Genomic DNA, 19,145 nt, shown 5'->3' with positions numbered 1-19,145 from the left:
CGGTGCCTTGCTAAGACAGACCCATTCAGGCCATCGCCACGCTAGGCAAAAGCGGCTTTTGCATAAAGACGCTCAACGGGTCGTCACGGTAGTCGCCAAAGGGGCCGCGTCGTTCATAGCCGCAGCGCGCATACAGCCCCAGCGCTTCAGGCTGGTAGGGGCCGGTTTCCAGCTTCAGCAGCGTGCAGCCGCGCTCGGCGGCGCGCGTTTCCAGTAGGCTCAGCAGCTGCTTGGCCACGCCCTGGCCGCGGCCTTGCGGGTGCACATACATACGCTTGAGCTCACCATAGTCGGTGCCCAGCACAACGGCGCCACAGCCGAGCGCACGCTGCGCGCCATCCCGCGCGACGGCGAACAGCACATGGGGTGCGCATAGCGCGGCAAGGTCGAGCGCATGGCGGCTTTCGGGCGGGTAGAGCGCGTCCTGGTAGGCATCCAGTTCGGCGATCAAGGCGATCACTTCGGCTTGCGCGGGGGATTCGAGGGCGATATGCACGGTCATAGGGGGCGGTCGATGGGGTGGGCGGCGCCGCTAGCTTGCGCATTCAAGGCCGGCGTAGCAAGCAGCCTGTTGACGCGACGGATGTAGCGCCAGTGCACGATCCAGAACGGCAGCGCCACGACGCCGGCCAGCGAGCCAATCTCGTTCGGCAGCAGGGAGACGATCTGCGCGCTGCACCAGGCGAGGCCGGACAACATGCCAAAGTCCCGGATGCCATGCAGCGCGGGGTTCGATTGCGCCTCCTGGCGCAAGGAGCGCGCCACATTGGCGACGATGAAGAAATCCTCCACGAAGTTGTAGGGGATCACGAGCATGAGCCAGACGCTGCGCGGCGTGGCCGCCCTGGCACCGGCTTGCACCAGGCTGAGTGCGCGCGCGAGGTCGCGGCAGTACAGCACGACCAGGCCCAGGAATAGCGCCGCCACGACAAGGCTGCCCCAGGGCCCAAGCAGTGCCAGCTCCTTGAATACCCCGCCGCGCACCGGCGGGAGCAGCAGCGGGTATAGCAAGGCATAGGCGACCGGCATGGTCAGGATGAGTTTGCCGACCAGTAGCGCGGTGGATTTATGCATGTAAAAGGGGCTTTCCGCTGCGCCGCCTGGCGATATAGGGCTGCACGAACATCGTCAGGCCGGTCAGGAGCAGCAGAAACAACGCAGGCAGTGGCGCATAGGTGATCCAGGCCGGCGGTTCGCCCCCCTGCAGCGCGCGAGCTGCGAAGTTGGCCAGCACGGTGAGCGTGAACACGATGGCGGTCCAGCGGTGGCAGGGCCGTATCCAGCCGCCCGCGCTCATGATGCTTGCTCCGGCTGCCGCGCGGGGCCGGCTTCGATCATCTTCCAGCCATTGCCGGAAGGGTCGCGAAAGCCCGCATCGACTGCGCCATAGCGCTCGACCGGCGGCTGGTTGAACTCCACCCCACGCGCGCTCAGCCGCTGATAGGCAGCACGGCAATCGTCCACCGCCAGCACCAGCGGCGGCATGGCACCCTTGGCCACCAGCTCGGAGAGGGCCTGCGCGCTGGCCGCATCGTGTACCGGCGGCCCCGGCTTGAACAGGCCGAGCTGGAAACCCGGCTGCTCGGGATGCTGGACGGTGAGCCAGCGATACGGGCCATTGCGCACATCGGTGTGCAGGCGAAAACCCAGCTTGTCGACATAGAAGGCCAGCGCCTCGTCCTGGTCGCGCACGTATAGACCGACTACCTGTATGCCTTGCTTCATAACGCCTCCTTGGTTTGAGCCACCATCTTCTCAAGGCCCTGCTGGCGCCGCTTCTCCGAAACTGCGCTGTTCAGATCGGGCCGCTGCAGTGCGCGCAGCACGCACTCAGGCACGGCCTGCTGCGTGGGTGCCGCCGCTTGCGTACGCGCGCGCAGGCTGCCCGGATTCTCCCCGGTGATATCGCGGAAGATGCGCCCAAACGTGCCCAGGCTTTGCCAGCCGGTCTGGAAGGCAATCTCGGTAATTGGCAGATCGGTATCGCGCAGCAGCGCGACTGCGCGCTCGATGCGGCGTGTAAGCAGATAGCGGTGCGGTGGCAGCCCGAAGGCCTGCTTGAACCCACGCGCAAAATGGGCGGCCGACACCGCGCTGACCTCGGCCAGCCGCGTTATCGGCCACGCCTCGTGCGAGGCCGCATCCATGCGGTCCTTCGCGCGTAGCAGGCGCCGTATCAGTTCGGGGCTCTGGCTCATGGTTCCTCCTGCCATCAAGAGCTGCGTGCTTAGTATTTTCCCCAGTCATACACGCGCGCCACACCCAGCTGTCCGGGCGGTAGCGTGCCCAACCAGTCTGCCAGGGCGTTTTTTATCGAGAGTACATCAAGGCGAATCTCGGCCAAGACCAAGCTTGGATTGCGGTTCACCAGGGCTTGAATCTCCCGGTCGACCGTGCGGGGCAGTGGGCTGAGCCGCTGCGCGCATGATTTTGCCCTATCGCCATTGAATATCATCAGAACGGCTGCTTGCAGGACAAGGCATTCGTCCGCTGGCAGCCGGGGAATGCAGCCTCGACAGAACACCGTCCAGGCCGGGTTGGAAAGCTCCATGGTTTGACTCGCCAAAACCCCATGCTCCCAGTCAGGTGCTTCGCTGAGCTGCTCGTAACGATAGGGGTAATGCGCGGCTTCGGGGGGCCAGGGTTGATCGCTGGGCAGGGTGGCGAGTTTCAGATAGTCACTCATGGTTCATATCCGCTGGTGATTTCGCTCCGAGGCTGCATGGCATTGGGTGTCTGGGGCAAAACGCGCTAGCCGGCCAGCGCCTGCCATTGCGCCCAGTCGAGCTCCCGACCGGGCCAGACTGGGCCGGTGAGCGGGAAGCTGTGCTGAATCCAGCTGCGGCATAGCGCGTAGAGCGTGGCTTCCTCGGCGACGAAGGGTTCTGCGACCCACAGAAAGCACAGCTCGCGATAGATGCCGCGGCGGCGGTCGGCCGCCAGCCTGCTCTTGAAGGGCTTGATATACAGGCAGCCCGCATACACGTCCTGCTGCCAGACCGAGTAGGCGAAGGACAGATTGGCATGCGACTCGTGCTCATGGCGCGCCAGATCGGCCAGATTGGTCTCGAAGCTCAGATCATCGGGCGGCCACTGGTTGTCCGGCCCAAACACGCCGCGTAGGCGCGCGGCCGATGCACACACGGCCTGAAAGTCCGCCTGTGCATCGCCCGGCACCAAGAGGCGCAGTTGAAAGCGCTCTAGTGTGGCGAGTGGTGGTGCGCGGAAGCTGTCTGGAAAAAGCATGCGGGGCCTGCGCTGAGCCGAGCCGGCAGGCGGCACGGGTGAGGATGAAGGTGTGCGGGAGCTTGCCACAAGCGGCACTGCTGCGCTGCCCGGTTTAGCTGGCCCTGGCAGTGAGCGGCGTCGTTTACACGGGCAGGGACCGTCTACTGCGCACTGTCTAGTTGCGCGACGGCAGCCCAAACTGCCTGTTCCGGTCCGGCTGGTCTCCTGTGCCGGTTAGGTCTGACCAAAATCGACTACTGATGCTGATCCTGACCAAAGCGCTATCGACGAGGTTGCGCACCGCTCGCGATCCGAGCACTCCTGGCTGGTATTGCGCTTACAGCTTGGCATCGACCACGTTGGACACGCGGATCGATTCTTCCAGCGAAGCGGACGGGATGCCGCTGATGTGGAACATGCGGATGCCTTCCTGTAGCGAAGGCATGAATGCCTTGCCCACGCAGGGCAATAGCACCAAGACCATCACCAGTAGGGCCCGGACAATGATGCCGCTCGCCGGGTGGCGCCTAGATCGTAAAGCCGGCAGTCCGGGTAATCCTGCTTGCCAGGAAGTCCATGAACACCCGCACTCGCAGAGGCTGATAGCGCCGGCTTGGATACAGAAAATGCATCTGATGCGGCGTGGCTACCCAGTCCGGCAGCGCCAGAACCAGCTCACCGGTGTCGAGCAGGTCTTGTATCAGCCAGGTCGGAGCTATACCTACCCCGATACCGCGCCGCAATCCCTCGCGGATCGCCAACGAGCTGTTCACTAGATAGCGCCCACGCACCGTTACCGTTTCGCGCTGACCATCTGCTCCGTTGGAGAGCTCAAGCTGGTCGCCGCTCTGCAGCCAGGCATAACGGAGGTAGGGCAACCGCGCCAGGTCCTGCGGCTCTCGCAAAGTTGGATAACGCGCCAGGAATTCGGGCGCAGCCACCAAGGGCCGTGCCGAGGCCGCTACCCGCCTTGCGATGATCTGCTGCGGTAGCGGGCCGCCCAGGCGCAGGGCCAGTTCCATTCCGGCCTCGACCAAGTCCACTTGCCGGTCGTCCAGGATCAGTTCCACCTCGATGTCCGGATATTCCGCGAGAAAGTCGAGCACCCAGCCATTCAGGTGCATTTCTCCCAACCCGACCGGTGCGCTCACGCGCAACAGGCCGGCGGGCTGTTCGGTCAGGCCGCGGGCTGCGGCCACGCTTTCGTCCCACTCCTCCAATACTCGCTTCGCGCGTTCGTAAAACCGTCGACCGGTGTCGGTCGGCGCGAGGCTGGTCGTGCTGCGCTCCAGCAGGCGCACGCCCAATTCTCGCTCCAGCGCAGCCACCGCCTTGCTCAGCGTGGGCTGGCTACTGCCGGCCTCGCGCGCAGCGGCGCTGAGGCTGCCGAGCTCGACCGCGCGAACAAAATATTCCAGCCGGCGAATCCTATCCATGTCATTCCAATTTTGAATGAGCCATTTGCAATTTTACTATCTACTCGCCAGAAACGGCATGAATAAAACTGCATTCCATCGCAGCCGATCCGCTGCGATGCCACTCATTCAATATCCGGAGTAGTACGATGCAAGCATTTGATTTTCATGCCTCTCTTCAAGACTGCGAGGTTGTTGTCATCGGCGGCGGCACCGGTATCGGTTTTGCCACTGCCTTGGCCGCCAAGGCTCGTGGCGCGCGCATTACGCTGATCGGCCGCGATGCCACCAAGCTCAAAGCTGCCGCAATACAACTGGGAGGCGCCAGCATCTCAGTAGCCGACATCGCCGACCGTGCCAGCGTCGAAGCTGCGCTGGCCGGACTCACGCGCATCGATCATCTGGTCATCACCGCCGGCAGTCTGCTCGCCGGCAAGTTGGCCGAGAGCGACCCGGATATGTTGCTCAAGGCTCTGCAGGAGCGAATCGCCGGGCCGCTTTATGCCATCAAGGCATCACTAACCAAGATGCCCGGTACCGGCTCCATCGTGCTAATGGGCGGCCAGTTTTCGGACCGCCCAGCTGGCAACGGCACCGCGGTCATCTCGGCGGCCGTGCGCGGCATCGAAGGTCTGGCCCGCGCCTTGGCGCTGGAGTTGGCACCGATCCGCGTGAACGTCATCTCGCCTGGCTTTATCGATACCCCTTTGTTTGACGTGCTGGGCGCGGAAGGCAGGCAGACGGTGCTCGCCCAAGCTGCCGCCACACTCCCGGTAGGCCGTGTCGGCCACCCGGAAGAGGTTGCTCGGGGGATCGCGTTCCTGCTGACCAATGGCTATATGACAGGAGAGGTGCTGCATATCGATGGCGGCGGCCGCCTGGTCTGAGCCCCGTGGATTACACGCTCCCTAAAACAGATACCGCTGATGTCCGTGATGGATGCCGCTTGCGCGTGGACAGCACAATAGTGCCGTTGTAGCAGGCTAGGTCCACATCGCTACGATTCAGCAAAGGCTCCCATCCAGGCTGGGTAAGGGCAGAACGCAGATTGTCGGATACGAGGGCGTGCGGAACTACGTGCTCTGCCTGCAGCCGCTTGAGCAGGAGGCATTGGAGCGGATGGCCAAATTCGACCAATTCATCCAGCAGGACACCGCCGTTCAGGTGGAACGAGAGGAGCAGATAGCACCAGCAAGAGTGGTCAGCATTGTCCAGCAGCGGTCAGGCCTGACGGGCGCGGCGTTCATCGGTGACCAGCGCCTGCACCAAACTGCAGCTGGCCAAAGCGCGCCAGGCCTTGGTTATGGCCGGGTGGGTCCAGCACCGATAGGTCGAGCAGCAGCGGCTCGCCTATCCATTGTGCCAGCGTGGTGTGGTCTGCGAGGTCATCGTCGCTTAGCGGATGCAGCAAGACGGTGAGCCCGCAGTCTTGCAGCAGCGGCAGCAGGCTGGGCAGTGCGGCGGCGTGGAACTGCACTTCAAACTGCGGCTTCGGGTGCGGGCCGATGCCCCTGTCGTGCATCTTTCCGACCAGCAGCAAATCGGCCAGCCTGCCCTGGGCCAGCATCTCCGCCAGCTCCTGGTGCAGGCCTAGCGCCACGGGGCGGCTGTCTGCATCGAAGTAGATGTGGGCGTGATAGGGATCGGTGGGCGGCTTCATGCGGTATTCCTGCGGACTACGGTGGCGTTAACCCAGCGCCGTGGCGGTTTTCCTCAGCAATCCGCCATAGTGGGTTGCGCTGAGCTGATCACCGCGATGCCAGGCAGTGACTGGCCTTAGGGTAGCGGCGTCGCGGCCGGCTTGGCGGGCCCGATATGGCCAAAATCGCGCTTGGCCCAGGCGGCCTGCTTTTGCTGGGCGCTGAGTTTGCGCGTGGCGCGGTGGCTGGCTTTATAGCGGTAATCGACCCAAAGGGGAAAGCCGGCTCTGGCCTGATTGACGTAGCGCGGCTGGCCGTGGGCGAAATCGAGCAGCTGATACACCCAGAAGCTATGCGCGCGGCCATCGCGCGTGGCGTCGGTCCAGATGGGCGTGGTCTGGATCAGCTGGCAGTGCTTGGCGCGGCCGGGTTTCAGCCAGTCGTGCGGGGCCGGGTCGTAGCTTTCGATGCTGCTGACCACATAGCGATCTCCCTGCGACACGAATACGGTGAGCCAGGCGTAGCCAGCCGCCAGGCCCGCGCCGCCCGAGCGCTGCACGATCAGCAGATCGGGCCGGCCGTCGGGGCTGAGCTCGGCGCTGAAGGCGCCATCGAAGCCCAGCGTCGAGCCGGTTAGCGCGTAGCGCGCGCTCAGCGGCTGGCCGTTCGCGCTGCGTACCAGCTGCGCCTGCAGATTGCCGTCGGCATCCTCATCGATATCGAGCCTGATCGACGCGCCCTTGGGCTGGAAACGGTAGCCGGTGGTCGGCGCGGTGTTTTCCAGCGCCTTCAGCGGGCAGGCGGGTGGCCATTTGCCGGGCGGGAAGGGCGCATAGCGCAGATCGACCGCCCAAGCCAGTGTGCCCAGGCACAGCACCAGCAGCAGCCCGCCAACTCGAGTCAGCCCGCTTAGCCCAGCACGTGCGGGTGAGTCGGCGTTCAGGCCCAGCCGTTTGGCCCAGCGCAGCGCCATCATGGCCGCCAGGCGCGCACGATCTTGCCCTCGCGCACGGCAACATCCAGCCAGGCAGACTGCACCTCATCCCGGCCATCGGCATGCACGAGCCAGTTTTTGATCGCATACAGGCTATAGCGCTCGGGCTGCACTTCGGCGCGGTAGTCGGGGCTGATCTCGCCGATATCCGCCTGGATATCGCGTACCTGCCGGGTCTGCAGGTCCAAGGCAACCGCGCTTAGCCGGTCAAAGCCTGGCCGGCCGCTCCAGGGCAGCACCAGCAGCAGGGTGTGATGGGGTAGGTGCACCGCACCGATGCCGCTGCATACGCCACCGCGACGCGACAGAGCCTCGGTCTGCAGATACCAGGCACCCGGCAGCGCCAAGCGTGTGCGCTGGCCATTGCGCCAGTTCAGGTGCACGACGAAGTCATCCTCGGCCACGTCACCGCTTTGCGAAGCAAAATCGACCGATTCCAGCGCCAGATCAGGCTGGCAGCGGGCTTGCCAGCTGGCGGGTGAATCGGCCGCTGCAGCTGGGGCGGCCTGCAGCAGGCCGAGGCAAGCCAAGCACAATAGGTAGCGAAGGTGGCGCATCAACATGGTGAACAAACTTTCTTCAAACGGCGGCGCCTGTCATAGGCAGCCAGCTCTGGATTCAAGCGCGCGATGCTATGGCCTGCTTGCCCACAAAGTCACGCAAACGGCCGCGCTGGCTTAAGCCAGCACAATCGGCGCGGTGATGCGGTGCCCGCTGGAGCGAAAGAAACTCCCGCCCGCAAAGCCTTCGGCCTGCTGCTGGATGAAGTCGCGCGCTGTACCCGCCTGCATGGAGGCGGCTTGCTGGGCGGAGATGGCCACACGCCACCAACGGCCAGACTGGCTGTAGTGGGGCATTTCCAAGCTGTAGCGCAACCAGGCACGCTTGCAGGCCCGGCAGCGCCAGATGGCGACCTCGCCGCCGTGCGCATCCTCGCCTAAGTCGCGGATGGCATAGGCGGCGAAGTGAAACGGTGCTTGGTTGCAGGGGCAAGGGGTGGTCGTGGTAAGTACGGTCGTGATTGGTGCCAGGGCAGGCCAGCGTGGCCAGCAAAGCTAGTCGATATGGGTGATATCGGCCGGCAGGCCAAGCCAGGCGTGCATGCGCGTTTCGTAAATGGAGATCGACGCGGGCGGAAAATGTGGGTCGGCAAAGGCGCCTACGGGAATCGCCACATCGCCGGGCATTTCGTCGATGGTGTAGTAAACCGTGGCCCCGCAGTGCGGGCAGAAACGGAATCGGGCGTGCGAGCCTTCATCGCCCACGCGCAGGTATTCGGTGCTGCTGCCCTGCACGGCGACCTGCGCCGCAGCAAAGCGCGCTTGCGCGCCAAACACGCTGCCGGTTCGCCGCTGGCAGGCCAGGCAATGGCAAATCGACACACGGATGGGCTCTCCGCTTACCGTGGCGCTGAGCTGGCCGCAGGAGCAGGCGGCGGTACGGGATGTAGTGTGCATAGCGAGTTCCTTGCAGGCGGGGAGGCTTGCTCCCCGTTTCAATCCATCGTGCAGAGGCTAAGCCTGACGGTGGCCTGCCGCCACAGCGGCTGCGGCTGCTTGCCTAGCTAAGCAGCGTAACATTCGCTCCCAGCTGCAGCACGCCACCGACGCGCACATCCGCCCGCAAACCCGCACGGCCCAGCCAGTGCTTGACCACCTTGGCCGGCGGCAGCTCGGGGCTAGCCAGCAGCTTACCGACGATGGAACACGGCTCGCACAGCTCCACCCCGAACAACACCAGCTCACCCACCCTGAATTCCCTGCCCACCAGCGCATTCAGGCGCACGCCGCGGGTAACGAGATTGCGCCGCGTCATGCCCAGGTCCACATCGCGGCCATGCTGCTGGCAGAAAGACTCGATCTCCTCGGCCTCGACCAGGGTCAGGTTCTGGCCAGGGTGCACCGACTTCCCAAAGTTGCGATCCCCCAGCAAGCCCAAACCGGCACGCACCTCGGCTTGTGCCACGCTGATCTGGTCCGCGCCACGGGCGGGGCTGATGAAGATACGTTCAATCATGGTTGGCTTTCCTAATCGGGCGGGGGCGAAGGGCTAGGCCTCATTCGGCGCGACCACTTCGACCTTGATGCGGTCCGGGTCTTCGCAGTACAGCGCGTAATAGTCGGGCCCGCTGGCATACGGGTACTCGGACTCATACAAGACGGTGTAACCGGCGGATTTGACCCACTCGGCCATCTGATCGATATGGCGCCGCGACTTGCCGTGAAACGCAAGGTGATTGAGCCCCACCCGCTTGCGATGATAGCCAGCCGCAAGATGCTCGCTCGGCGCCTGCAGAAAGCACAGATAGGTGTTGCCTTGTGTGTAGTTGATACCGCCCGACCAGTGCTCGACCTCATAGCCCAGCTGCTGCATGAAGGGGTTCCAGAAGGCGCTGGAGCGCGCGAGATCGCTAACATAGATTTCGACGTGGTGCAGCACGGCGTGGTTCTCCCTTGCCTCGGTTCAAATCGGGGCTCTGAGGTCAAGTAAGGTCAGTAACTGGCTAGCGAAGCTTGGTGATCCAAGCCTAAAGCATGAGCCGGGATAGCTGGGTTGAATGAGAAGCCAACGACGTCCACCGAGCCAAGCGCTAGGCTTTAAATAATACTAATGCATCAATAAATTAGCGCTGAAATAAAGCCAGCTGCTTCGTCACAATCTCATTTGACAATCCAGCTGGCTTTTTTCAATACATGTTAGTGCCTGAAGTCACAGTTCCAGATGAATTTCATATGTATCCTGTAGCAGAGAGGGCTGTGTGCTATCGACAGCCGAAAGCTCTCAACTCGAATTACTCGCGTTTACGGAGGCGTGCAATATCGTCAGATCTACCGAAGGCTTCTGCTAAGACGAGTGGTGTGAATCGCCGAACTTGACCCTTGGCCGTATCGAAATTGGTATCCTCAATATAGTAGAAATGTTGATCAGGGTTTTTTGTTAAGGTTAATTCAATCTTAGCCATGATAGCAGGTGGTATTTGTGCATCGCTAAGTACGATACTTGTAGGTGACACCTCGAGAGCATTGCGCTCGAAAAATTGATCGATGTCTCCACGCAATAGTGATGATTCTTTTGTATATCCCCTTGCAAGCATGGCCGGGCCTTCCTGATTGCAGCGGGCAATACCATTTGCCAGGGCGGCCGCGGGCGGTCTGCCTTCGTCTTCCTCACGCGCTCCAGCTGCTAGGGCATTGGCCAGATGATCCTCATGGACGGTGCCAATGAATGGATACAAACGAGTACTACGCCTTGGACAGAATACCGCTGCCGGAATATAGTCCGCACTATAATTAGATTGTAACCATGTCAGTTCATCGAGTGCGAGTTTTGGCACTTGTATCGTTTCTAAGAATGAGCGCTTGATGAATATTGTGGTGAAATCCCGCACATTATCTTGGCTTTGAGTTTCATAGTCACGATGCTCGATCTCAAATCTGGGGGCCATAAGCAGTGCCAAGATGAGTGATCCAAAACAGATGAGTGCTTGTTTTACTTTGGGTGGCGTGGGCTTGTTGCCAATTCGACGACTTGTGGTGTAGTACCAAATGGGAAAGGTCGCGATGAGGACACAAGAAAATATACAGAGTGCATCAAATAGCCGAAAGCTGATTGGGCCGATACTTAATCCTTTATTTCCACTGGTCGCTAGGTTGAGCAAACAAACAACGGTGCCGGCAAATGAAAATGTTACGGGCCAGCGAAACATGGATAACTTTGATGCTGAGCGCCAGTTGTGTGCTTCAATATTGGAATTGTTCGTCATTAAAATGGCCTAAAATAAATCAATGAGTGATTCTGTATTGCATGTTGTAGCGTGAAATTGTCATCTGAGTTGTGCTTGATCCGAATACGTGGGGCGGAGTGTCAAAATCCCCAGCCATATTCTGTCTGAAATTCCTCCCTAGTGTTTCTTCTTATGACTTCCATGGAAGCAGTTGTGTTGCCTCCGCAGCAACTTTCTGTGGATTTGTAATCGCCTTCTTTTGAGAGAAAATAGCAGTCTGTATCTATTATCTCTTCGGCTATTCTGGCGGAGATTTCTGGGTTTGCGTAAGTTCTAACTAACACATCGCCAATCAAGTTGGCATGCGCCTGTTGTTTGATTTTTTGTATTTCGGATATTAGTTTTAGGTCGTGAATTTTTCCTCTGAGGCTAAGTTGAGCATTTTCACCATTGCTGAGAAAAATAACATCATCATTAAAGTAAATGCATGGGTCAGGGTCATCTCCTCCTGTTTGGCAGGCAAGTGTGCTTTCAGCATTTGCCATGCTGGAAAGTAGCAAACATAAGAGCAAACAGAAAATTTTCATGTATATGTCTATTTTTTGGGGTCTGGGTTCGTTAGTTTGAGAATATGGCGGACGAATAGGCACATCTCACTAATCGAGAAGTTGAGGTTGATTTAATTTGGATTGATTGGTCGAGACATAACTATACTCATATAGTTAGTGTGTGGCTGCCAGCTATGTTCGCATTCATAGCGATAGCCCCAATCGTGGTACATGGCAATCAAACCTTTCGCGGGAGCAGCGGTATCGATCGCTATGATCTGACCATGGTTCAGACGGGCGTGTGCGAGTGCAGCATCATGTAATGCCCTACCTAGGCCTAGACCTTTAAATTCTGGCACGACTGCAAACTGACAGATGGACCAGACATCTGGGTTTCGATAAATCGTAAGCGGAGATTCAGGTTGTGGTGGCCGTACAGTGATAGTACCAATGTACTCCTCATTGAATTGGGCGATAAATCCTTGTCCTTGCTCAAAGCGCTTGGCGGTATCGGATATGGATTGATGTGTTCCCCAAAAGCGCAGGCCAAGGGCAGCATGCTTTGCATAGGCAAGATGAATCAAGCGTGTGATTTGCTCTAAGTTATCACTAGGCGATACAGGACGAATCTGAATTTTTTCAAGAAAGTGCATGCGGTACCTATTATCTTGGATAAATAGCAGTCGAATTGCTGCCAGTGCAGAGGGAGCTAACTGCCTTGCGGCAGCATGACCAATCGATCAGCTTATCAACAACCTTGCTCTCCTGCATTTTTCATTATCAGGCGATCTTTTGATTTGACTTCTGATATGTGTGCAATCGAATAGCCGTGATCACAGGCAATCCCCGTTGCATATTGGGTGATCACCACTGTTGCGTTGCCCCTCAATCCGGAAATCTTCTTCTCTTGTATATCTTTCATAATTTTATTATTCGTAAGTAGTTTGAGTGCAGTCATTTTGTTGAGAATATCTATTCTGTCCGGCATGTATTCATTGAAATAGGGGATTTCTTTAAAGGTGCTCGGATAGAAGCTTATGTCAAAGCAATCTTCGCTGAATACGGTGCACGTCGAATCTTCATTCGAATATGAATGAATAAAGACTTCAAATGTGCCCGTTACTACCTGCTTTCCGGAGAAGGTGCAGTCGATCTCGCTCTCGCAATGCTTGAGTTTTAATGTGCTTTGGGCGGGCTTTCTGATTTTGGGTTTCTCATACGCCGCTGCATTGAGTCCAATTGCCAAAATGATGGATGAGAAAAGTGCAGTGAATATAAGTCTAGTCATTTGATTTTAAATATCTGGTTAAGTGTGTATGGAGTAGTGTTGCCTGATGATGACCATGACCTAGCTGATTGTGTTGGGATCAGTTTGACCAAGGTGTAGAGCTTTTACTAAGCTCTAGAGTTTGGCGTGCCAGCTGGGTGAGGAATGTTTGATCAATAGAGATTCGCGCGAAGCCTGCATCTGTCGCCGGTCGATTTACGTCCGACAAGATGCAGTTGATAGCGACAGCGCCGCGGTCAACCATCAGAACTCTAATCGCTACATTGCCTTTAGTGCTCCAAAGTGTGGTGCTGGTGCCTGGAGTTAGATCTCTGTGCATAGCCATGAGGCTCAATGCGAAGTGTTCCAAATCGCTCCGGTTGAATAGCGTGGTCACACTGATCCGTATCCCTGCATTCAATAAGCAGCACTCAACTTCTATTGCCTTGTTCTCGAATAATAGGAATGGTTCGTCCGTAATGAAGCTAACTTCAAGAGCGGCTTGGCCATTCACATCCGTTACTTTTATCATGATGAAATAGGGTGTTTGATATCAGGGCGGAGCGGTAAAGCCCAAAGGGAGGTCTATCAACCTCTCTTGGGTATTTACATTGGATTGCAATGAGAAATTAGGGTTTCTTTTTGTGTATCTCCATGACGCCACCCATACTGCTGTAGTTAAAATAATCGGATTTGTTATCTGCGATCCAACTGATCTTTTTTCGCTGCTCTTGGGGGACGTAACAAAAGAAGTCCTCTTTGACGCCTAGGCAAACAACACCGGCGGTTGTAATTTCCGGCCAGTCGAGCTTTTTCCAAAGCTTGGCCACTGCTTTGTCTGAGAGTTGCTGTGCAGTAGCCTTGGAATTATCCCCGTGAAACAGAATCTCATAGATACTCCCCTTGGCTCGAATCGACCAGACGATATCACTCTCCTTGCCGGTGAATGCGTGGCCAAAGTTACCCAGCAGCAGCTCCTTTGAGTGTACAGAAACAGCGCATAAAGCGACGATTGAAGAAAAAATTGCTTTGATTTTCATGATAGTTCCGAGTTGTTAATGCTAGGTTGGGAGGCGTGAATGTTTGATATCGAATTGTTACAGCTAAATGGTGCTGAACTTGGATTGCGCCTGGAAGGCGATAGTTACAGCATAGGAATGATGATAAAAACAGGATTTTCTAGCATTGCAGGCCAGTTTCCTTCGCTCTCTTGTATAAAGTGGCAGCCACAATTACTGAAGCTATACCGAAGCAGATTGAGAACCAATCAGGTGTGTCGCTGGAAATCGTGTTGATTGCACCCGCTCCGCCAAAAAGAACTGCAAATAGCCCCCACACTACAACGCCAGTTGGCAATCTCTTCTGTGCAACGCCAATGCCATAGATTTTTTTTCCTCGTTGGTTCATCTCATGAACGGCTTTAGCCTCTTCCGAGCAATCTAATGAGCAGGTTAAGGCAAATGGGACCGATACCGTACAGATACTACAGATGGCTTTACCACATGTTTTGCAGATGGCTACAGCGTGACTATCTTGATGAGTGAAACAATGCATAGATAGGGATTCCTAAGTGAATGAAATGGATTTCATCCATCTGGATGAATAGCAAAGTGGTAACGCCGCTGTAACACCATGGTAGTGACCGCACACTGCATCAACACAGGCCATGGAGGCGCACTGCAACCACCAGTATTGATCTTGCTGAGAACATGCTCATAGTGCGTGGCATCAGTCCAAGCAGGTCACCTATTTTCGTCAAAACCAAGCTTCAATGCAGTGACTTACTGCCGCGATTTACCGCAAATTTTGTCATGACTAGCATAAGCGATTACTCGGGCACTCATCGCTGCATCACTAGATTTGATGGATGCTCTGTCGTGCTGGCCAACCTGTAGGGCATGTCTGGTAGCGAAGCCTGATCCTCACCACTCGCATAGATCGACAGGCTGAACGAGGGCGAGTGGTGTGAGTTATGTCTCTGCCCTGTAGCGGATATCCCGCCAACTAGCTTGGTTCTCGATATATAGTCTTTCTATGCGCAGCTGTCGAGCGATGCGAGGAGGAATTGAAGTGATACAAAATCCACCCTTCCCGGGTAAACCAGTCGCCCTTTGCGGAAAAGCATATATATGAATAGTGCTTTACAAGGAAGTCTTGATCGAAGGATTAGCCCTTTGATTTACTAAAATCATTAAGTATTTCCACTGAGGTGATTAGTGTAAACAGCAGAAGTGCGGATAGGAGTGCATAGCCTGAAAGGAAAATCAGTGAGTATATTGAAAATAATCCTTTGAGTAAGTAGAGGCTAAGGATGGAACTAATTAATTCCATAAAATGATGGGCGCGTCGGATGGCTTTCTTTGTGCTGCTTTCACATGTGGTTAGAAGTAATGGCCATGAAAATATGAGAATTAGCAATGCACTTTCATGGTCCCTGAGATCAATGGCTTCAATTGGTGTGAATACATAGTCTTGGGTGTTGTCTTGTAAATTGTCATCAGTGGGTTCTTTGGATGAACATTGGCCCAGCGGCAAGAAAAAACATGCGGCAATAATCAAGGCAAGAATGCGTTTGAGTGCAAGTGCGCGCTTAGGATCTAGCTTGTACGCTAGGGCGAGCCATGCAGTACCGCTGTCGTAAGTTGGTTTGAGCAAGCAGTTAAGGCGTTTCATAGCGACGGGGCCAACAGTTTGTACACGCTCCGGGAGCATCAAGCTGAGCTGCTTGGTTTGATAGCCAAGACGGACCGCAATGTGGGTATGGCCGGTGCTTAACATGAATGACTGCGTAAAGCAACACCTCTGCGCCGATCAAAAAGAGCTCGCAGAAATCCCCGAGCAGGATTTTCTCAGCGATACCGAACACGACTGTAGACGAGAACCCGACCATCAGCAGCCAAATGGCGACTTGATTGCGCAGCCAATAGCTACGACGGGAGTTGGGTATAGATTGGGAGCGCATGACGCTTTAAAAGTTGGAGGTAATATGTGGCCGGAACTACGAAGCAGCAGAGTGTGCCCAATGTGCAGCTCAGGCTTGTTGCGTTGACCGAAAGATTAATCATCCTGCGCCCAATTTCGAAGTGCTCTGCTTAACTGCTGTTCATTCAGCATAATTTCCTCAGACTTGCACCATTCGAGAAAATCTAGCACTGCCGCCTTTTGTGCGGGAGAACACTGATGCCGAAAATTCAAATGCCGAATTTCAGGGCTTTTGCAGCGACCATACTCAGCTAAGGCGTGAAGCGTTCCATCAAAAACCAGGCTAGCTCTGTCATTGCTTGTGGTGCACCAGTGCATATAGGTGGGTACCAGCGCCAAAAGGTCGAACTGCTCTTTTATCCCCATAAGGTCAGTGTTGGATTCGATGAAGGCTGCTGTAACGCAGGGATCGCCTAGCGCTTCGGGGAATGCAGCCTTCAGGGTTTCAGAGATCGACATATACATGACTAATGTTGGAGGTGAGGGGCGGATGGAATACCGTAAGTGAGAGTGTAACCTTTGGTAGCCTAGTTGATTGAATGTAAAGGACTTGAGGATTCACATGCAGTCGGTGTGATACTCGATGAAATAGCTGGACTAGCCTGATACTGAAGTCATCCAACTGCGGCGGGGGGAAAATGCCTTGATGAGTAAGTGTTCCAAGCAGATAGCTGAGTACTTGCGTAGCAGTGGTATTTGTCAGGTGAGCCGTGTAACGATATGCCGTTGCACTCTGCGGAACAAGTGCTGAGGCTATATAGAGGCGGTGCGCAAAAATGAACAGTCGCTAGGACTCTTTGGGAGATGTTTGGAATTGTGATCATATATTTGATTCAACTCTCGTGCGTGGGGGGTGAAGCAAAGTTCAGGTGCCTTGAGTTTAGTCAAGGTAAGAAGCAAATATGAAAAGGCTATTTGCTGCGCTGGCTTTAATTTCTGCTGTTCAGGGCTGCGTGCTCGCCGCCTCAGTCTAAGAGCAATGCTTGCAGGTAGTAGGGAAGGAAGCGTCATTTTTGCTAAACGATCTCTATGAAAGTAGTGATAAGATTTTCTATAGGTACAAGGAAATTATCTTTGGTTAAAAGATGGAAATGGTGCTTGACTTTGTGGTGTTTGATGGAGGGTGCCTTACGGTTTAGGACGTTATTTTTAAGAATGAAGGGGGCAAATTTCACCGTTAAATCTGATGATTCTGACATATTGCAAGGAGAGGTTTTTTCTTAAGGGCTGGAAAGAAAAGTATTTTCTTTTTTTAACTTTCCATTTTCTTGGTTGGGGGAATGGTTCCTATCATGTTCATGTCTTTGCATCACTGGTGCCTTGGCGCAGCACACCTAATCATTTAAGCAAAACGCGCCGAAACGGCGGCCACCACCGTGCCTAGTCCGAGCAGCTGGTTCAGGGCGACCAGTTGGCGGATGCGGTTTAGTGCGGTGGCGGCCTGTGGCCAGGCGGCGTCTTGGCAGGCTTGGCGCAGCCTTGGGTAGCAGCCCAGGTAGGCATAGGCGAACACCGCGCTCATCAGCAGGCCCAGTGTAAGCATCAGGTGCCAGCCCAGCGGGGCATGGGCGAAGCCCACGCGCATCAGCATGGCGAGGCCGCTGAGTAGCAGGGCGCTGATGGCGAGTGCGGTAAGCGGGAGGAAGCGCGCAAAGGTGGCAGCCCAAAGCGGCAAGCGTTGCGCGGGTTCGAGCACCTCGACCGCGGCAGGTCGCAGACAGAAGTAAGCGAAGGACATGCCGCCCAGCCAGAAGATGGCGCTGAGCAGATGGATGAGCAGCAGTAGCGGCTGGAGCATAGGGGGCCTTTCGGGACGGGTATCGCAGGTCGGCAGCTGGGGTGAGAGCTTTAGTTGGCGACCCTTGGCCGCCCTTTGCATGCTAGCAGTCGCTCCGCGCCTGGATGCCGCAAAAAAACACAGCCCGCACAAGGGCGGGCTGTGATGGCTGGGGCTTGGGGAGCATCCTGGCGCGGCTAGCGTGGCAGCAGCTCAAGCAGCTGCAGCGGCGTCGCGATGCGCATATCGGCGCCCCATTCCTCAGGGCGGTCGGTGTCGGCGATATAGCCATAGTCGGCCAGCACGGTCTTCATGCCAACGGCGCGGCCAGCCACGATATCGCGCTCGGCATCGCCCACATACCAGCAGGCGGTCGGGTCCACGCCGATCTGGGCGCAGGCATGCTGCATGGGGCGAGGGTCGGGTTTGGGCACGCCGACGGTGTCGCCCGACACCACCACGGCGGGCGGGATGCTAAAGCCTAGGGTGGGCACCAGCCGGTCGGTGAAACGCATCGGCTTATTGGTGATGATGCCCCAGGCCAGGCCACGCGCATGCAGGCCCTCGATCAGCGGATTGATGCCATCGAACAGCACGGTTTCATTACGGAAACCGTCTTCGTAATGGTCAAGAAAGCGCAGGCGCAGCGCATCGAAGCCCGGCGCATCGCGGTGCAGGCCAAAGCCCAGTTCCACCAGACCGCGCGCACCATGGCTGGCAATCGGGCGGATCTTCTCGTAGGGCACGGCCGGGCGGCCTTCCTCGGCCAGCAGGCGGTTCAGTGCGCCGCCCAGGTCTAGCGCGGTGTCGGCCAGGGTGCCATCCAGGTCGAACAGGATGGCGCGGATCACGCTAGGCGCTTTCGGCAGGCCAGCAGGTAGTTGACCGTGGCGTCGTCGTTCAGATAGTAGGACTTGGCGATCAGGTCGTAGCCCATGCCCTTCAGCTCCACCATATCCAGGCCGTTATTGCGCGCCATGCGCGCGAGCTCCGACGGTTTGATGAACTTGCTGTACTCGTGCGTGCCACGCGCGAGCAGGCCCAGCACATACTCGGCGCCGACCACCGCGTGCAGATAGGCTTTCGGATTGCGGTTGATGGTGGAGAAGAACACCCAGCCGCCCGGCTTGACCAGCTGGGCAACCGCGGCCACCACGCTGGAGGGCTCGGGCACATGCTCGAGCATTTCCATGCAGGTCACCACATCGAAGCTGGCCGGCTGGTTGGCGGCCAGCTCTTCCACCGGCAGGCAGTGGTAGTCGACCTGCACGCCCGACTCTAGGCCATGCAGCTTGGCTACTTTCAGCGACTTCTCGGCCAGATCGAGACCGGTGACCGTGGCGCCGCATTGCGCCATGGCTTCGGACAGGATGCCACCACCGCAGCCTACGTCGAGTACAGTCTTGCCGCTCAGCGCAGCGTGGCCATCGATAAAGCCCAGGCGTAGCGGGTTGATCTCGTGCAGCGGCTTGAATTCGCTGTCCTTATCCCACCATTTGTGGGCCATATCGGCGAACTTGGCCAGTTCGGCGTCGTCGGCGTTGCGGCTTGGAGTCAGGGATTCGTTCAT

Annotated in this window: 27 protein-coding genes; 2 read left to right on the top strand and 25 right to left on the bottom strand. The window is 57.1% G+C overall.

Annotation, left to right across the window (positions count from 1 at the left end; all coding sequences use genetic code 11):
- Positions 1-25 precede the first annotated feature (25 nt).
- From BT173_RS02700 to BT173_RS02665, 8 genes are all read right to left on the bottom strand, one after another.
- Complete coding sequence (locus tag BT173_RS02700; RefSeq protein ID WP_308417547.1) at positions 26-502, bottom strand: GNAT family N-acetyltransferase; 477 nt, start codon at positions 500-502, stop codon at positions 26-28.
- Entirely contained in the window at positions 499-1,074 is a 576-nt protein-coding gene (locus BT173_RS02695; RefSeq protein WP_072427084.1) for a hypothetical protein, read from the bottom strand. Before BT173_RS02695 ends, BT173_RS02700 begins: the two co-directional genes overlap by 4 nt.
- Positions 1,067-1,297, bottom strand: a complete 231-nt coding sequence (locus BT173_RS02690) for a hypothetical protein (protein ID WP_072427083.1) — start codon at positions 1,295-1,297, stop codon at positions 1,067-1,069. The genes BT173_RS02695 and BT173_RS02690 overlap by 8 nt, the downstream gene beginning before the upstream one ends.
- Entirely contained in the window at positions 1,294-1,725 is a 432-nt protein-coding gene (locus tag BT173_RS02685; protein ID WP_072427082.1) for a VOC family protein, read from the bottom strand. Before BT173_RS02685 ends, BT173_RS02690 begins: the two co-directional genes overlap by 4 nt.
- Positions 1,722-2,198: a helix-turn-helix transcriptional regulator gene (locus BT173_RS02680; RefSeq protein WP_072427081.1), complete on the bottom strand. Its 477-nt coding sequence runs from the start codon at positions 2,196-2,198 to the stop codon at positions 1,722-1,724. Before BT173_RS02680 ends, BT173_RS02685 begins: the two co-directional genes overlap by 4 nt.
- 29 nt (positions 2,199-2,227) lie before the next feature.
- Entirely contained in the window at positions 2,228-2,686 is a 459-nt protein-coding gene (locus tag BT173_RS02675) for a hypothetical protein (protein ID WP_072427080.1), read from the bottom strand.
- 65 nt (positions 2,687-2,751) lie between these two features.
- Positions 2,752-3,246 (bottom strand): hypothetical protein, encoded by a 495-nt coding sequence (locus tag BT173_RS02670; RefSeq protein ID WP_072427079.1) that lies wholly within the window; start codon positions 3,244-3,246, stop codon positions 2,752-2,754.
- A 509-nt stretch (positions 3,247-3,755) separates the two neighbouring features.
- Positions 3,756-4,664, bottom strand: coding sequence for a LysR family transcriptional regulator (locus BT173_RS02665; RefSeq protein WP_072427078.1), 909 nt, complete (start codon positions 4,662-4,664; stop codon positions 3,756-3,758).
- 128 nt (positions 4,665-4,792) lie between these two features.
- On the opposite strand from BT173_RS02665, the gene BT173_RS02660 reads away from it, so the two are divergent.
- Positions 4,793-5,530: an SDR family oxidoreductase gene (locus BT173_RS02660; RefSeq protein WP_072427077.1), complete on the top strand. Its 738-nt coding sequence runs from the start codon at positions 4,793-4,795 to the stop codon at positions 5,528-5,530.
- A 356-nt stretch (positions 5,531-5,886) separates the two neighbouring features.
- Here the strand turns inward: BT173_RS02660 and BT173_RS02655 are convergent, their stop codons facing one another.
- From BT173_RS02655 to BT173_RS02610, 12 genes are all read right to left on the bottom strand, one after another.
- Positions 5,887-6,303, bottom strand: coding sequence for a DOPA 4,5-dioxygenase family protein (locus BT173_RS02655; RefSeq protein WP_072427076.1), 417 nt, complete (start codon positions 6,301-6,303; stop codon positions 5,887-5,889).
- 116 nt (positions 6,304-6,419) lie between these two features.
- Positions 6,420-7,256: a hypothetical protein gene (locus BT173_RS02650; protein ID WP_072427075.1), complete on the bottom strand. Its 837-nt coding sequence runs from the start codon at positions 7,254-7,256 to the stop codon at positions 6,420-6,422.
- On the bottom strand, positions 7,256-7,840 hold the full coding sequence (locus BT173_RS02645) for a hypothetical protein (RefSeq protein WP_072427074.1): 585 nt from the start codon (positions 7,838-7,840) through the stop codon (positions 7,256-7,258). The genes BT173_RS02650 and BT173_RS02645 overlap by 1 nt, the downstream gene beginning before the upstream one ends.
- Positions 7,841-7,954: 114 nt before the next feature.
- Positions 7,955-8,134 (bottom strand): hypothetical protein, encoded by a 180-nt coding sequence (locus tag BT173_RS02640; protein ID WP_072427073.1) that lies wholly within the window; start codon positions 8,132-8,134, stop codon positions 7,955-7,957.
- 198 nt (positions 8,135-8,332) lie between these two features.
- On the bottom strand, positions 8,333-8,734 hold the full coding sequence (locus tag BT173_RS02635; protein ID WP_072427072.1) for a GFA family protein: 402 nt from the start codon (positions 8,732-8,734) through the stop codon (positions 8,333-8,335).
- Positions 8,735-8,837: 103 nt separating this feature from the next.
- Positions 8,838-9,293: an MOSC domain-containing protein gene (locus tag BT173_RS02630; RefSeq protein WP_072427071.1), complete on the bottom strand. Its 456-nt coding sequence runs from the start codon at positions 9,291-9,293 to the stop codon at positions 8,838-8,840.
- A 33-nt stretch (positions 9,294-9,326) separates the two neighbouring features.
- Entirely contained in the window at positions 9,327-9,716 is a 390-nt protein-coding gene (locus BT173_RS02625; RefSeq protein WP_072427070.1) for a VOC family protein, read from the bottom strand.
- Between the two features lie 352 nt (positions 9,717-10,068).
- Entirely contained in the window at positions 10,069-11,040 is a 972-nt protein-coding gene (locus BT173_RS19175; protein ID WP_139256018.1) for a CTL/SLC44 family protein, read from the bottom strand.
- Between the two features lie 101 nt (positions 11,041-11,141).
- Positions 11,142-11,588 (bottom strand): hypothetical protein, encoded by a 447-nt coding sequence (locus BT173_RS19170; RefSeq protein WP_139256017.1) that lies wholly within the window; start codon positions 11,586-11,588, stop codon positions 11,142-11,144.
- A gap of 92 nt (positions 11,589-11,680) precedes the next feature.
- Complete coding sequence (locus tag BT173_RS02620) at positions 11,681-12,202, bottom strand: GNAT family N-acetyltransferase (protein WP_072427069.1); 522 nt, start codon at positions 12,200-12,202, stop codon at positions 11,681-11,683.
- A 95-nt stretch (positions 12,203-12,297) separates the two neighbouring features.
- Positions 12,298-12,837, bottom strand: a complete 540-nt coding sequence (locus BT173_RS02615; RefSeq protein ID WP_072427068.1) for a hypothetical protein — start codon at positions 12,835-12,837, stop codon at positions 12,298-12,300.
- Between the two features lie 608 nt (positions 12,838-13,445).
- Positions 13,446-13,856, bottom strand: a complete 411-nt coding sequence (locus BT173_RS02610; protein WP_072427067.1) for a hypothetical protein — start codon at positions 13,854-13,856, stop codon at positions 13,446-13,448.
- 39 nt (positions 13,857-13,895) lie between these two features.
- On the opposite strand from BT173_RS02610, the gene BT173_RS19165 reads away from it, so the two are divergent.
- Positions 13,896-14,111 (top strand): hypothetical protein, encoded by a 216-nt coding sequence (locus BT173_RS19165; RefSeq protein WP_139256016.1) that lies wholly within the window; start codon positions 13,896-13,898, stop codon positions 14,109-14,111.
- A gap of 871 nt (positions 14,112-14,982) precedes the next feature.
- Here the strand turns inward: BT173_RS19165 and BT173_RS19160 are convergent.
- The 5 genes from BT173_RS19160 to ubiG form a co-directional block, all read right to left on the bottom strand.
- Positions 14,983-15,594 (bottom strand): hypothetical protein, encoded by a 612-nt coding sequence (locus BT173_RS19160; RefSeq protein ID WP_139256015.1) that lies wholly within the window; start codon positions 15,592-15,594, stop codon positions 14,983-14,985.
- Positions 15,595-15,873: 279 nt separating this feature from the next.
- Positions 15,874-16,263 carry a hypothetical protein gene (locus BT173_RS02605; protein WP_072427066.1) on the bottom strand — a complete coding sequence of 130 codons (390 nt, stop codon included), beginning with the start codon at positions 16,261-16,263 and terminating at the stop codon, positions 15,874-15,876.
- Positions 16,264-17,140: 877 nt separating this feature from the next.
- Positions 17,141-17,596 carry a CopD family protein gene (locus tag BT173_RS02600; RefSeq protein ID WP_072427065.1) on the bottom strand — a complete coding sequence of 152 codons (456 nt, stop codon included), beginning with the start codon at positions 17,594-17,596 and terminating at the stop codon, positions 17,141-17,143.
- Between the two features lie 176 nt (positions 17,597-17,772).
- Entirely contained in the window at positions 17,773-18,426 is a 654-nt protein-coding gene (locus BT173_RS02595) for an HAD family hydrolase (RefSeq protein ID WP_072427064.1), read from the bottom strand.
- Positions 18,423-19,145 (bottom strand): bifunctional 2-polyprenyl-6-hydroxyphenol methylase/3-demethylubiquinol 3-O-methyltransferase UbiG, encoded by a 723-nt coding sequence (gene ubiG, locus BT173_RS02590; protein ID WP_072427063.1) that lies wholly within the window; start codon positions 19,143-19,145, stop codon positions 18,423-18,425. The genes BT173_RS02595 and ubiG overlap by 4 nt, the downstream gene beginning before the upstream one ends.

This window comes from Chitinimonas taiwanensis DSM 18899 (assembly GCF_900119825.1).
Taxonomy (GTDB): domain Bacteria; phylum Pseudomonadota; class Gammaproteobacteria; order Burkholderiales; family Chitinimonadaceae; genus Chitinimonas; species Chitinimonas taiwanensis.
This window is presented reverse-complemented; position numbering and strand designations above follow the sequence as displayed.

Coding starts and splice junctions, on each gene's coding strand:
- BT173_RS02645 (WP_072427074.1), bottom strand. CDS start 7,840: ATGTTGATGCGCCACCTTCGCTACCTATTGTGCTTGGCTTGCCTCGGC.
- BT173_RS02665 (WP_072427078.1), bottom strand. CDS start 4,664: ATGGATAGGATTCGCCGGCTGGAATATTTTGTTCGCGCGGTCGAGCTC.
- BT173_RS02680 (WP_072427081.1), bottom strand. CDS start 2,198: ATGAGCCAGAGCCCCGAACTGATACGGCGCCTGCTACGCGCGAAGGAC.
- BT173_RS02630 (WP_072427071.1), bottom strand. CDS start 9,293: ATGATTGAACGTATCTTCATCAGCCCCGCCCGTGGCGCGGACCAGATC.
- BT173_RS19160 (WP_139256015.1), bottom strand. CDS start 15,594: ATGTTAAGCACCGGCCATACCCACATTGCGGTCCGTCTTGGCTATCAA.
- BT173_RS02605 (WP_072427066.1), bottom strand. CDS start 16,263: ATGTATATGTCGATCTCTGAAACCCTGAAGGCTGCATTCCCCGAAGCG.
- BT173_RS02620 (WP_072427069.1), bottom strand. CDS start 12,202: ATGCACTTTCTTGAAAAAATTCAGATTCGTCCTGTATCGCCTAGTGAT.
- BT173_RS02670 (WP_072427079.1), bottom strand. CDS start 3,246: ATGCTTTTTCCAGACAGCTTCCGCGCACCACCACTCGCCACACTAGAG.
- BT173_RS02675 (WP_072427080.1), bottom strand. CDS start 2,686: ATGAGTGACTATCTGAAACTCGCCACCCTGCCCAGCGATCAACCCTGG.
- BT173_RS19170 (WP_139256017.1), bottom strand. CDS start 11,588: ATGAAAATTTTCTGTTTGCTCTTATGTTTGCTACTTTCCAGCATGGCA.
- BT173_RS02660 (WP_072427077.1), top strand. CDS start 4,793: ATGCAAGCATTTGATTTTCATGCCTCTCTTCAAGACTGCGAGGTTGTT.
- ubiG (WP_072427063.1), bottom strand. CDS start 19,145: ATGAACGAATCCCTGACTCCAAGCCGCAACGCCGACGACGCCGAACTG.
- BT173_RS02600 (WP_072427065.1), bottom strand. CDS start 17,596: ATGCTCCAGCCGCTACTGCTGCTCATCCATCTGCTCAGCGCCATCTTC.
- BT173_RS02615 (WP_072427068.1), bottom strand. CDS start 12,837: ATGACTAGACTTATATTCACTGCACTTTTCTCATCCATCATTTTGGCA.
- BT173_RS02655 (WP_072427076.1), bottom strand. CDS start 6,303: ATGAAGCCGCCCACCGATCCCTATCACGCCCACATCTACTTCGATGCA.
- BT173_RS02695 (WP_072427084.1), bottom strand. CDS start 1,074: ATGCATAAATCCACCGCGCTACTGGTCGGCAAACTCATCCTGACCATG.
- BT173_RS02650 (WP_072427075.1), bottom strand. CDS start 7,256: ATGGCGCTGCGCTGGGCCAAACGGCTGGGCCTGAACGCCGACTCACCC.
- BT173_RS02690 (WP_072427083.1), bottom strand. CDS start 1,297: ATGAGCGCGGGCGGCTGGATACGGCCCTGCCACCGCTGGACCGCCATC.
- BT173_RS02700 (WP_308417547.1), bottom strand. CDS start 502: ATGACCGTGCATATCGCCCTCGAATCCCCCGCGCAAGCCGAAGTGATC.
- BT173_RS02610 (WP_072427067.1), bottom strand. CDS start 13,856: ATGAAAATCAAAGCAATTTTTTCTTCAATCGTCGCTTTATGCGCTGTT.
- BT173_RS19165 (WP_139256016.1), top strand. CDS start 13,896: ATGTTTGATATCGAATTGTTACAGCTAAATGGTGCTGAACTTGGATTG.
- BT173_RS02635 (WP_072427072.1), bottom strand. CDS start 8,734: ATGCACACTACATCCCGTACCGCCGCCTGCTCCTGCGGCCAGCTCAGC.
- BT173_RS02640 (WP_072427073.1), bottom strand. CDS start 8,134: ATGCCCCACTACAGCCAGTCTGGCCGTTGGTGGCGTGTGGCCATCTCC.
- BT173_RS02685 (WP_072427082.1), bottom strand. CDS start 1,725: ATGAAGCAAGGCATACAGGTAGTCGGTCTATACGTGCGCGACCAGGAC.
- BT173_RS19175 (WP_139256018.1), bottom strand. CDS start 11,040: ATGACGAACAATTCCAATATTGAAGCACACAACTGGCGCTCAGCATCA.